Source organism: Kitasatospora albolonga, assembly GCF_039535905.1.
Lineage (GTDB): Bacteria > Actinomycetota > Actinomycetes > Streptomycetales > Streptomycetaceae > Kitasatospora > Kitasatospora albolonga.
Window position 1 is genome coordinate 24504 of record NZ_BAAAYB010000061.1, and the last position, 12149, is coordinate 36652.

The 12149-nt window shown below is 72.0% G+C and carries 10 protein-coding genes; 6 read left to right on the forward strand and 4 right to left on the reverse strand.

Annotation, left to right across the window (positions count from 1 at the left end; all coding sequences use genetic code 11):
* Positions 1-12 precede the first annotated feature (12 nt).
* Both ABD946_RS14430 and ABD946_RS14435 read right to left on the reverse strand, forming a co-directional pair.
* Positions 13-1710 (reverse strand): AMP-binding protein, encoded by a 1698-nt coding sequence (locus ABD946_RS14430; RefSeq protein WP_345283548.1) that lies wholly within the window; start codon positions 1708-1710, stop codon positions 13-15.
* A 32-nt stretch (positions 1711-1742) separates the two neighbouring features.
* Positions 1743-3680, reverse strand: coding sequence for an FAD/NAD(P)-binding protein (locus ABD946_RS14435; protein WP_345283550.1), 1938 nt, complete (start codon positions 3678-3680; stop codon positions 1743-1745).
* Positions 3681-4105: 425 nt separating this feature from the next.
* On the opposite strand from ABD946_RS14435, the gene ABD946_RS14440 reads away from it, so the two are divergent.
* From ABD946_RS14440 to ABD946_RS14450, 3 genes are all read left to right on the forward strand, one after another.
* Entirely contained in the window at positions 4106-4723 is a 618-nt protein-coding gene (locus ABD946_RS14440) for a TetR/AcrR family transcriptional regulator (RefSeq protein ID WP_345283552.1), read from the forward strand.
* Between the two features lie 196 nt (positions 4724-4919).
* A complete protein-coding gene (locus ABD946_RS14445) occupies positions 4920-5882 on the forward strand; it encodes a hypothetical protein (RefSeq protein ID WP_345283554.1) in 963 nt (320 codons plus the stop codon).
* On the forward strand, positions 5879-6811 hold the full coding sequence (locus tag ABD946_RS14450) for a hypothetical protein (protein WP_345283556.1): 933 nt from the start codon (positions 5879-5881) through the stop codon (positions 6809-6811). Before ABD946_RS14445 ends, ABD946_RS14450 begins: the two co-directional genes overlap by 4 nt.
* Before the next feature lie 60 nt (positions 6812-6871).
* On the opposite strand, the gene ABD946_RS14455 is transcribed toward ABD946_RS14450, so the two are convergent.
* Together ABD946_RS14455 and ABD946_RS14460 are read right to left on the reverse strand one after the other, a co-directional pair.
* A complete protein-coding gene (locus ABD946_RS14455; RefSeq protein WP_345283558.1) occupies positions 6872-8224 on the reverse strand; it encodes a hypothetical protein in 1353 nt (450 codons plus the stop codon).
* Entirely contained in the window at positions 8224-9120 is an 897-nt protein-coding gene (locus ABD946_RS14460; protein ID WP_345283560.1) for a hypothetical protein, read from the reverse strand. The genes ABD946_RS14455 and ABD946_RS14460 overlap by 1 nt, the downstream gene beginning before the upstream one ends.
* A 287-nt stretch (positions 9121-9407) precedes the next feature.
* On the opposite strand from ABD946_RS14460, the gene ABD946_RS14465 reads away from it, so the two are divergent.
* From ABD946_RS14465 to ABD946_RS14475, 3 genes are read left to right on the forward strand one after another with little or no spacing between them, the layout of a single operon-like run.
* Positions 9408-9620 (forward strand): hypothetical protein, encoded by a 213-nt coding sequence (locus ABD946_RS14465; RefSeq protein WP_345283562.1) that lies wholly within the window; start codon positions 9408-9410, stop codon positions 9618-9620.
* A 47-nt stretch (positions 9621-9667) separates the two neighbouring features.
* On the forward strand, positions 9668-10888 hold the full coding sequence (locus ABD946_RS14470) for an RCC1 domain-containing protein (RefSeq protein ID WP_345283563.1): 1221 nt from the start codon (positions 9668-9670) through the stop codon (positions 10886-10888).
* Positions 10889-10919: 31 nt separating this feature from the next.
* A complete protein-coding gene (locus ABD946_RS14475) occupies positions 10920-12140 on the forward strand; it encodes an RCC1 domain-containing protein (RefSeq protein ID WP_345283564.1) in 1221 nt (406 codons plus the stop codon).
* The last annotated feature ends 9 nt before the right edge of the window (positions 12141-12149 follow it).

Below are 12149 nucleotides of genomic sequence, written 5' to 3' on the forward strand. Positions count from 1 at the left end.
GGTGAGGAGGGGTCAGAGGCCCGGGGCGGCGTGGACGGTCTGCTCCTCGAGCAGGTCCTCGGCCCGGTGCTCCACCCCGGCGGCGCCGGCCCGCAGTTCGGCGCGGCGGATCTTGCCGGAGGTGGTCTTCGGCAGGTGGGCGAACTCCAGCGCGCTGATCTGCTGGTGCGGGGCCAGCTGCCCGGCCGAGAAGGCGAGGATGGCCCGGGCGGTGTCGGCGTCCGCGGCGTACCCGTCGGCGAGGGCGACGTAGGCCTTGGGGACGCGGTAGCCGACCGGGTGCGGCACCGGGACGACGGCGGCCTCGGCCACCGCCTCGTGGCGCAGCAGCACGCTCTCCAGCTCGAACGGGGAGATGCGGTGGTCGTAAGACTTGAAGACGTCGTCGTTGCGGCCGATGTAGACCAGGTAGCCGTCGGCGTCGCGCCGGGCGATGTCGCCGGTGTGGTAGAGCCCGTCGGCGAGGGTCTTGGCGGTCTTCTCGGGGTCGCCGAGGTACTCCGTCATCACGCCGACCGGACGGTCCGTCAGGTCGACGCAGATCTCGCCCTCGTCGCCGGCCCGGCCGGTCTTGGGGTCGACCAGCAGGATCGGGTAGCCGGGCAGCGGCTTGCCCATGGAGCCGGGGCGGACGGCCAGGCCGGCCGTGTTGCCGATCTGGGCGGTGGTCTCGGTCTGGCCGAAGCCGTCCCGGACGGTGAGGCCCCAGGCGGTGCGGACCTGCTCGATCACCTCGGGGTTGAGCGGCTCGCCGACCGAGGAGGCCTCGCGCAGGGCGGCCGGCTTGTGGCCGAGGTCGGTCTGCAGCAGGGTGCGCCAGGCGGTCGGCGGGGCGCACAGGCTGGTGGCCTGCTCGCGGTCGGCGATCTCCAGCAGCAGCCGGGGCGAGGCGCCGGGCGGCAGGTTGACGGAGAGCACGGTGGCCTCGGCGTTGAGCGGGCCGAAGAAGGAGGACCAGGCGTGCTTGGCCCAGCCGGGGGCGGAGACGTTGCAGTGCACGTCGCCGGGGCGCAGGCCGTTCCAGTACATGCCGGTCAGGTGGCCCACGGGGTAGCTGACGTGGGTGTGGGCGACCATCTTGGGGCGGGAGGTGGTGCCGGAGGTGAAGTAGAGGAAGAGCAGCTCGTCGGCGCGGGTCTCGCGCTGCGGGCAGTAGGAGGTGCTCTCGCGGTACGCCTCGGCGTAGGGCCGCCAGCCGGGGACGGGCTCGCCGACGGCGATCCGGGTGACCTCGGTGAACGGGTCGAACAGCCCGGTGAGGTGACTGGCGGTCAGGACGTGGGCCACCTCGCCGCGCTCCATCCGGTCGGCGAGGTCGTCGCCGGAGATGGTGGTGTAGGTGGGGAGGACCACGACGCCGAGCTTGATGGCGGCGAGCATGGACTCCCAGACGGCGAGCTGGTTGTCGAGCATCAGCAGCACCCGCTCACCGCGCCGGACGCCCTGGGCGCGCAGCCAGTTGGCGACCTGGTTGGAGCGGGCGGAGAGCTCGGCGTAGCTGAGTTGGACGGCCTCGGTGCCGTCGGTGATCCGGATCGCGGTGCGCTCGTTGCCCTCGGCGATCCGGTCGAACCAGTCGAGCGCCCAGTTGAACTTCTCCAGCCGGGGCCAGCTGAACTTGGCGACGGCGGCGTCGTGGTCCTCGCGCAGCTCCAGCAGGAGGTCCCGGGCTGCCCTGAACTCCTGGTACGCGTCGGGGTGTTCGGTCACGGTGCGTCAACTCCTGGTAGGCGGCGAGACGGTCAGGCGCTGGCGAGGACGTCCTGGGCGATGGCGTCGGCGTCGGCGTGGAAGCCGACCATCGGGCCGGGGCGGCCGTTGCCGATCTGGGTGAACCAGCGGAGCTCCTCGGTGGGGATGCCGAGCGCGTACAGGCCCTTGGTCGGGGTCCCGGCGCGGTCGATCACCCGGTAGGGGCGTTCGGTGACGGCGAGCGCGCCGGTGGTGAAGCTGGCGCCGTCCTGCTCGCTGACGTTGGTGTGGGCGGAGGCGCAGCCGTCGCCGAGCAGCTGGCGCATCAGCGGGGAGGCGTCGACCCGGATGTCGGAGCGCGGGATGCGGGCGTCGATCAGGGTGGTGGCGTTGACGAACGAGCCCTGCACGGAACGGGATTCGAGCGAGAACTGCCCGGTGTCCTCGCAGCGGCCGATCTCCAGGTCGGGGCCGACCACGGTGAGCACGCCGGCCTCGATCAGGGCGACGGCCTGGCGGATGCGCAGTGACGGCGGGCCGGCCGAGACCATGGTGTTGATCGGGTTGAACCAGGTGAGGAACTCGTCGCGCTGGGAGTCGGGGTGCAGGCTGGCGAACTCCACCGCCTCCCGGACGGAGCCGCGGATGTCCCGCAGGGTGTCCAGGGCGGCCTTCAACGGGCCGTCGATGTTGCCGCGTTCGGCCTCGGCGGCGTCGGAGCAGAGCACCTCGGTGAGCCGGGCGTGGAAGGCGGCGGGCGAGGCGAAGGCCTCCCCGGCGAAGGGGCGGGCCATCCGCTCCAGGTCGATCTGCGGCAGCCCGGCCAGGCCGGTGTCGGCCAGCAGCTTGGCGACCTGCTCCTGGTCGCAGCCGACCGCGAGCTTGTAGGCGTCGGAGAACTCGGCAGCGGCCTGCTCGCCGTCGCGGTGCAGCACGGTGGTGCGGTAGTAGGTGTGGTCCACCTCGCGCAGGATCAGCGGCAGGACGTGCTCGCGGAAGCGGAGCTTGACCGAGCCGCTCTCGTCCAGCGCGCGGCGGCGGACCTCGGCCAGCGCCTGCAGGGTGAAGATCGCCGGGGTGTAGCGGTAGTCGGAGCCCTTCTGGTTGCGGCCGCGGGCGAGCAGCGGCAGGCCGCTGCGGGATCCGGCGTAGATGTGCGGCTCGTGGCCGGAGGGCTCGTACTTGAGGCGCCCGTCGACCCGCTCGACGAAGCGGCCGCCGCGGCCGGAGGTGAGCACGGTGGTGACGTCGTAGAAGGTGAGGCCGAGGCCGATCACCGCGACGGGGCGGCCTGGGCGGATGTCCTCCAGGTCCATGTCGGCGGCGGAGTCGCCGCGCAGGTAGCTGGTGCCGCGGTGGCGGGAGGCGAAGTCCAGCAGGTCGCGGTCGGCGCCGCCGGCGAAGTTGTGCGGGTGACCGGTGGTCAGCACCACCTTGTCGACGTCGAGTTGCTGGCCGTCGCTGGTGGTCAGGCGGTAGTCGCGGGTCTCGCCGCGCTTGGCCCAGCGGGCCCGGGCGGTGACGGGTACCACGGCGACGCCCTCGGGGAGCCGGGCGGTGATCCGCCGGTACACGTCGTGCAGGTAGCGGCCGTAGACCCGGCGCGGGGCGTAGGTGTTGGGCGATCCGAGCTCGGGGTACGTCGCGGGATCGGCGGCGAGCCACTCGTGCAGCGAGGGGCCGGCGCCGGCGCGCCACGGGCCGTCGTCGGGCTCGCCGGAGTAGAGACTGACCTCACCGGCGGCGGTGTTCATCAGCAGCCACTCGGACTGGTCGGTGCGCCAGACCCGGCCCGCACCCATTTCGCCCGGATCGACGGTGTAGATCCGGACCGGCCGGGAAAGCGGCTCGGCGGAGAGCCGGGAGACCATTCTCTCCAGGACCGAAAGGCCCCGAGGTCCCATTCCTATGATCGCGATGTTCAGGGCGGAGTCCTGCATCTGAGTGCCTTCCCTGTCTGCGGTTCGATGACTGAAGTAAATGGGCATCCAAAGGTGGACGCAAGTACAGTTTTGACTGTGACGCAGATCACCGGCGTCCGTGGTGTGAGCGGCGATCTGACGAACTGACCTCGGGGGTCGATGAGTTCGTCCCGGTTTGTCGGCACTTTCCGGCCTGGCCTATGTCAGGCCTCCCGGCCGCCCGGCGAAACGAATTGACGACGTACCGATGAATTGCCGGGGCCCTTTGTCAGGTAGGCGGATTCCCCACGGAGCATTTCCGCGCGGCGCATCGCCGTCGAATTGACGAATTTCGGCCCGCCCGGCCGTCGCGGACAGCGACCGAGGATCTCGCCGGGGCGGTCGGACGGCCCCGGCTACCCACCTGACGGACTGTCAAAACGTTACCCACGGTCAACTTTCGACCATGGTATAAAGCTGGCCTGGGGGATCGGCAGCGGGGGGCATGGGGCATGACCAGGGCAGCGGGAACGTCACTCGGGCGCCGGGAGCGCAACAAGCTGCGGGTCAAGGAGGGCCTCTACAACTCCGCGCTGAGACTCTTCGCCGAGCAGGGGTACGACGGCACCTCGATCGACGACATCGCCGAGGACGCGGACGTGGCGAGGGCCACCTTCTTCAACCACTTCCAGCGCAAGGAGGACCTGATCAGCGAGTGGGGCCGCCACCGGCAGGCCGAGCTCGCCGCCTCGCTGGAGGAGCTGCCCGATGAGGAACAGCTGGGCGCGGTGGGCCGGTTGACGCACTGCATGACGGTGCTCGGGCGGATCAACGAGGGCGAGCGCGCGACAACGGTGGCCATGCTCACCGCCTGGGTCCGGGCGGGCCGGCCGCTCACCGAGCGGCCCTACCTGGCCGAGATCTTCACCCGGATCGTCGAAACCGGCACCGACCGGGGCGAGTTGGCCACCGTGCTGCCCGCCCACCAGGTCGGCGACCTGCTCCACGACCTCTACCTGGGCACCCTGCTCCGCTGGGTGCAGGACCCGGCCCCGGCCGAGGAGGGCCTGCTGACCCTCCGGCTGCGGGGCGTGCTCACCACCCTGCTGGACGGCCTCGCACCGCGCTGAGTCCCATTCAACGCGCCGCGGCCGCGCACCGCCCGGCGGACTACTCCGGTCGTGGCCGGTGTCCTCAAGGCGGCTGCTCCACACGGAGGTTGACGCGCCATCGAATGGCGCAGGCGTCCCGGCGACCGGTCGCCCGCCGCCGGGGCCGACCGGAGGATGAAGGCACCGACCCGACCCACGACTCAGGAGAGTTCCCGTGGTTGATGCCGCATGCCCGCCGACCGGGAGGAGGCGGCACGGTGCCCGGACCGCCGTGCTGGCCCCCGTGGCCGCGCTCGCCGTCCTGGTCCCCTTCGCCCTGCCGAGCAGCGCCGACGAGGCAGCCGGGGCGCCACCGCCCCTGGTGGCCGAGGCGTACGACGGCGAGCAACGCCTGGCCACCACCAAGGAGGTGACCGACCTCTGCGCCCAAGGTGCGCCGTGCACCTTCCGGGTCGACCGGGCGATCTCGCGCGAGTACCTGAGCGCCGTGATGTCCCTGGGCAACGCGGCCATCAACTGCTCGGACGGGGACATGCAGATCGACCGCACCGTCACCTTCGTCACCAGCAGCACCGACAACATCGGCGGCGAGATCTCCGGCAGTGCGGCGGTCGAGGGCGCGATCGACGGCACGGTGGCCGCCTCGGCCGCCGCCAGTGTGGCGCCGGGCGTCGTCGGCGGCACCACCCAGTGGGGATCGAGCAAGGACAAGGGCCCGACCACCCAGGACCAGGCCAAGACCTCGGTGGACGTCCCGGTCACCGTCTCCGGCTCGAACAGCCTGCACGTCGGTGCCAAGGCGAGCTTCTCGACGGCCTTCAAGGCGACGTACTCCCACCGCTGGCAGTCCGTCAACACCGAGTCGACGCGGGTGGTGTTCACCGTCGGACCGGGCGACGAGATCCAGTTCGGCGTGCTGAACGCCATGGTGCGCACGGCCGGCGCACTGACGGTCGACGGCACCGGGAAGCTCGTCAAGAACATCACGGTGGACAGCCCCTCCACCGCAAACGTCAGCGCCATCGTGGCGCAGAGCTTCAGCAGCCCGGACAAGTGCCTGACGCTCCGTCCGAAGGGCCGGTCGGCCGGGCTGGTCGAACTGGCCCCGGAGCAGGGCGGCCGCCGTCCCGGCGCCGTGTACGTGCGGACCGCGCAGGGTGAGTGGAGGCAGCGATGAGGACACGTCGGATGCGGGCGGCCGGAGTGCTGACCGCCCTGGCGGTGCTGACCGCCGCCCCCTGGCCCGCCGCCGCGGAGGGCGCCGGCATCGAGGAGATGGCGGTCGCCGAGGCCTTCGAGGGCGCCACGCCGCTGCCCGACGCCGCCGCGGTGGCCCGCGGCTGCGGCGGGGAGTACGGCTGCTCCTTCCGGATCCTCCCCGCCGGTTCCCGTGAGTTCACCACCGCGGTGATGTCGCTCGGCAACGCGGCGATCAACTGCACCAACAAGCCGATCGACGTGCACCGCACGGTGATCCTGGAGTCCACCACCACCGACAACGTCTCGGGCGAGATCTCCGGCACCGCCACGCTGGAGGGCACCGTCGACAACACCACGACGGTGGCCGGCAGCGTGGGCGTGAGCAACAAGAACGAGATCACCCACACCGACCACACCGCTCCCAAGGACAAGGGGCCGAACTCCGAGATCACCAGCGGCGCGACGCTGGCGGCGGGCGGGTCGGCCGGCGCCTCCGGACAGGTCAAGCTGAGTGCCAAGGCCACCTTCTCGATGGCCTTCAAGGCGACCTACTCCAAGGAGTGGCGGCGCACCAACACCGAGACCACGCAGGTGAAGTTCACCGTGCGGCCCGGGGACGAGCTCCAGTTCGGCGTGCTCAACGCGATGACCCGCACGGTGGGCGAGCTCAGTGTGGACGGCACCGGGAAGCTCATCAAGAACGTCACCGTGGACAGCCCCTCCAGCGTCAACGTCAGCACCCTGGTGGCGCAGACCTTCACCAGCCCGGACCGCTGCCTGACGCTCCGTCCGCCGGGTCGTGCCCTGCCCGACCAGGTCCTCGACCTCGCACCGCGCACCGACGGCACCCGGCCGGACGCCCGGTACCGGCTGACGGCCGACGGGGCCTGGGCATCCCAGGACTGAGCCCGGCACGACGTGGCCGCCTGCCGGAGCTCCGGCAGGCGGCCACGTCGTGTGCGCCGACTACGGGTTGAGCGGCACGGACCCGGCCCGCAGGCCGGCCGGCGGGGCCTCCAGGGTGAGCAGCCGCTGGTCGGCACCCGGGGCGTTGTCCGGGGTGCCGCCGCTCGGGCGGGCGGTGCCGCAGCGCTGGAGCTCCACCTCGTTGAGCGGGCCGGTGCGCTGGAAGTAGCGGTCGGGCAGGGACGTGGCCGGGACGTCGAAGGCGGCGTCCAGACGGTAGCCGTTGCGGGAGTTGGTGAAGGAGCCCACCACCCGCTCCCGGGCCGGCTGAACCTCGATCCAGCTCACCTCGCCGGGCTGGATGGTGGGGTTGAGCGACTTGGTGGTGGTACGGCTCCAGGTGAGCGGGTTGCTGGTGGAGACCGCCGCCGGATTCCCGCCGCCCGCCGCGAAGCCGGCCGCCACCTGGGCGGCCAGGTTGGGGCGGCTGACGGAGATGTCGGCGCGGTCCGGGGTGAGCGGGGCGCCCTTGAGTGCGTAGTACTGGGTGAGGTTGTCGTACGGGGGCTCGGTGTTGGTCATCGGGTGGTCGTCCACCACCGTGTTGCGGGTGCAGTTCACGTACACCTCACCGACGATCCGGGTCCTCCCGTAGTACTGGTAGGAGTAGCGCCGGTCGACGGTGAACCGGCAGGCGGTGGTGGAGCCTTCGCAGTCGTCCACCGCCACGCCGGGCTCCAGCGTCGAGACCCCGTTGTACGCCGCGGGGCCCGGCAGCCGCTCCTTGGCGACCTTCTGGTCCACCGGCGCCGGCACCTGCTCGGCCGTCACGTTGGTGATCAGCGGCCCGCAGGAGAGCGAGCCGGTCTCCTCGGAGTCGAAGGAGACCATCGGGTTGTCCTCGGTCGCGGTGAACCCGAAGACCCGGCCGGTGGTCCAGTTCGCCTTCCCGACCGTGTCGGTGCCGCCGGTGGTGACCTGCGGGTCCGGCGGGATGCCCGTCGGGACGACCAGCGAGACGTTGTAGGTCTGACCGTCCTTCACCTGGTCGAGCTTGCAGCCGGGATGGGTGCTCGGGCTGTCGTCCCAGCGCAGGGTGACCTGGGAGCCGTTCCTGACGCCCCAGAGGCGGGTGCGCATCGAGCGCGGCAGCCCGTTCCAGTTGAGCGAGGTCGCCTGGTAGCCCTGCGGGTGCTGGGCGAGGGCCTTGCCGAAGACCACCGCGTTGGTCTCGGGGTACCAGTCGGCATGGCCGGCCTGGGTGCCGTTGTCGGGCGCGGCCGGGCGGGCGAAGGTTCCGTTGGGCACGGCGACCGGGACGGGGGTGGCGGCGTGGGCCGGCGGCGGCGCGGTGACGGCCAGGGCCAGCGCGGCAGCCGGGCAGCCCAGCCGGACGAGGAGATGACGGCGCATCAGCAGAACCACCACTCGCTCGGCGGGACGACCGCGTCCCCGGGCCCGGCCGAGGCGGTCAGCGCGTTCGGCAGGGCGCAGAGCTCGTTCGCGGCGGCGTTCGGCGGCTCGTCCCGGGAAACCTTGCCGAAGTCGGCGACGGCCTGGGTCTGTTGGGCGATCCCGTCCTTCTCGGCCTTGCCGTCCCCGGCCACGCCGCCCAGACACTCCTTGCTGGTGGGCGGGCAGTTCTCGATCTTCTCCTTGCTCCCGGCCACGTCCTTGCACGCCGGACTGCTCGCGTTCCCGCCCGCGCAGGGGTCGTTCTCCTCGGGCTTGGACGGTGCGGTGAGCGGCGGCGAGGTCTGCTTGGCCACCACGTTGGTGATGAGCGGCCCGCACCCGACGTCGGTGGTCGCCGTGAAGGTGATCTCGGGGGCGTCCTCGGCCGCGGAGAAGGAGTACGTCCGCCCCGTGTACCAGTTCGACCGGTTGCTGACCGGAGTGGTCGTGAAGCTCCCGCGGCCGTTCGCGTCACCGGCCACCGCCACGGTGTACCCGAGCCGGGTCCCCCCGCTCGCACAGGTCGCGGGGCTCTCGTCCCAGCTGACCGTGACCGTCGCCCCCGACCGGATGCCGCGCAGCCGGGTGCCGGCCGGCACCGCCTTGCCGCCCCAGGTCAGGGAGGCGGCCTGGAGGCCACGCGGATGCTCCGCCCTGGCGGTCGAGGCGACGCCACCGCCCTTCCAGCCGTCGATGCCGCTGGCCCAGTCCTGGCCGGCGGGCACGCTGGGCGAGGAGAAGGTCCCGTTCACCACCGTGGCCGGCTCGGTGTCCTCCGCCGAGGCCGGGCCCGCCAGGGCGAGTGCGCTACTGAGGGTGATGACGAGGAGTCTGGCGCGTTGATTCCGCAGCACGGTTCGCTCCGCTGAACTTGGCAGTCTTGCCGGACTTTTGAGCGCCGGTCAGCCGACGGACGCCCACGATCTCCCGTCATCCTTCAAGCCGTGGTTACTCACCGCAATCAGAACGGGCCGATAGAGCGAAGACGAACTATCTCGCTGGGCCATTGGCGTGGAAGGCCGTCGCGGCCCGTGAGGACGGCCCGCCGAGCCGGGTAGGTGTTCGAACGATCCCGATCCCCTGTCCCCCAGTGGCCGCGCGCCCACCGCGCCGAGCGGCCCGGATCGTCGAGGAATCCCCCATGACCCCCTTGCTCCGCCCTGTCCGCTGCCTGCGGGCGGGTGCCGTCCTGCTCGCCCTGGCCGCCGTCCCGTCCCTGACGGCCGCTCAGCTCACCGAGCCCGCCGCGCCCAGGACCACCAGCTCCACCACCGCCCAGGACAGACTCGCACCCCTGCCCGGCCACGCCGCGCTCCACGGTGCCCCCGTCCGCCGCTCCGCCCCGCTCCAGTGACCCCCGACGTAGAGGAAGAAATGCGCCCGCACCGCACGCTCCGCCGTATGCCCGCCACCGCCGTCCCCGCCGTGATCGCCGGCCTCACCCTGCTGGGCGCCACCGCCCTGCCGACCTCGGCCGCCTCCGCCTACGACCTGCGGCTGCGGGCCTGGGGCCAGAACACCAACGGCCAGCTCGGCGACGGCACCGCCAAGACCCAGCGGCTCAGCCCGATCTCGGTGGTCGGCCTGTCCGGCGCGGAGGTGAACGGGATCGCCGCCGGTGGCAGCGGCACCGGGGCGGCCGCCGCCGGCTTCGCCCTCGCCCTGATGGGCAACGGCACCGTGGAGGCCTGGGGCCGCAACGACAAGGGCCAGCTCGGCAACGGGGCCAACGGCACCACCGACGAGTGGTCGGTGCCCGGCCTGGTGCCGGGGCTGACCGAGGTGGAGGCCGTGGCGGCGGGCGGCTCGCACGCGCTCGCCCTGCTCAAGGACGGCACCGTACGGGCCTGGGGTCTCAACGACAAGGGGCAGTTGGGCGACGGCACCACCACCGACGCCAAGCTCCCGGTCACCGTCGCCGGCCTCAACGACGTGCAGGCCGTCGCCGCCGGTGACAGCTTCAGCCTGGCCCTGCTCAAGGACGGAACGGTGAAGAGCTGGGGGAACAACGACAAGGGCCAGCTCGGCATCACCGCCAAGCCCGCGACCGGCGCCGCCGTGCCCGCCCCGGCCCCGGCCACCCGGACCACGGCCGCCGTCATTCCGGAGCTGACCACCGTCAAGAGCATCGCCACCGGGTCCTCGCACGCCATGGCGCTGCTCGCCGACGGCACCGCCGTCGCCTGGGGCCTCAACGACAAGGGCCAGCTCGGCGACGACACCGTGGCCAACAAGCCGTACCCCGTACCGGTGTTGGAGCTCAAGGGCGTCTCCGCGCTGGCCGCCGGCGGCTCGCACAGCCTGGCCCTGCTGGAGGACCGCACCGTCCGGGCCTGGGGCCTGAACACCAACGGCCAGGTGGGCGACAGCACCCAGACCCAGCGCAACACCTCCGTCCCCGTCTCCGACCTGACCGGTGTGCTGGCCATCGCGGCCGGCTCGGCCCACAACCTGGCGGTGCTGGCCGACGGCACCGTCAAGGCCTGGGGCCTGAACGACAAGGGCCAGCTCGGCGACGGCACCACCACCCAGCGCCTCACCCCGGTGCAGGTGCTGGCCAAGTCCGGAAGCGTGTCCATGGTCGCGGCGCCGTCCAGCGGCAGCTTCAGCCTGGCGCGCTGACCCTCCCCAAGTCCCCTACGAAAGGCAGAAGATGACCCACCCGCGCACGGCCCGCCGCATGCTGGCCGCCACCCTCGCCGCCGTCGCCATAGCCGCCCCGCTCGCCCTGCCCGCCGGCACCGCGCACGCCCAGGAGAAGCGGCTGAAGTCCTGGGGCAACAACCGCTCGGGCCAGCTCGGCGACGGCACCTGGACGGACTTCCGCACCACCGCCACCACCGTGCTCGGGCTGACCAGCGCCGAGGTGGTGAAGATCGCGGCCGGTGGCGCGGGCGCCCACAACGGGCACGGCCTGGCGCTGCTCACCGACCGCACCGTGCAGTCCTGGGGTTCCAACAACTCCGGCCAGCTGGGCGACGGTTCGGTCTTCAGCCACAACGCGCCGGGGCAGGTGGTGAACCTCTCCAACGCCACCGACATCGCGGCCGGCGGCACCCACAGCCTGGCCCTGCTGGCCGACCGGACGGTGGTCTCCTGGGGCCACAACAACTACGGGCAGCTCGGCAACGGAACCAACAACGACAGCTCGGTCCCGGTCCGGGTCGAGGGCCTCAACAAGGTGGTGGCCATCGCCGCCGGGCTCAACCACAGCATCGCGCTGCGCGAGGACGGCACCGTCTGGGCCTGGGGCTACAACATCAACGGCCAACTCGGGGACGGCACTTCGGCCAGTCGCGCCGTCCCCAACCAGGTCACCGGGCTGACCGGGGTCACCAAGATCGCGGCCGGCTGCGACCACAACCTCGCCCTGGTCGGCCCGCCGAGCAGCACCACCAAGCCCACCAGCGGCAACGCGATCAAGGCCTGGGGCTACAACGCCACCGGCCAGCTCGGCGACAACTCCACCATCAACCGCTACAGCCCGGTCGACACCCAGGGCATCTGGCTCGGCGGCGTCTCCCAGGTCGCGGCGGGCTGCAAGCACAGCATGGCGGTGACCGACTCCGACAACAAGCTCAAGGCCTGGGGCCAGAACACCTCCGGCCAGATCGGCGACGGCACCACCGACTACCGGATCACCCCCGTACCGGTGCCCGCACTGACCGGCATCCAGCTGGTGGCCGGCGGCCGCGAGCACACCATCGTGCTGCTCGGCGACAACACCGTCCGCTCCTGGGGCAACAACGGCTCCGGCCAGCTCGGCAACGGCACCACCACCGACAGCTCCACCCCCGTCACCACGCTCACCGCCCTCACCGGCGTGGACAAGCTGGCGGCCCCGGTCGGCGGTGACTTCAGTCTGGCCAACTGACCTTCCGTC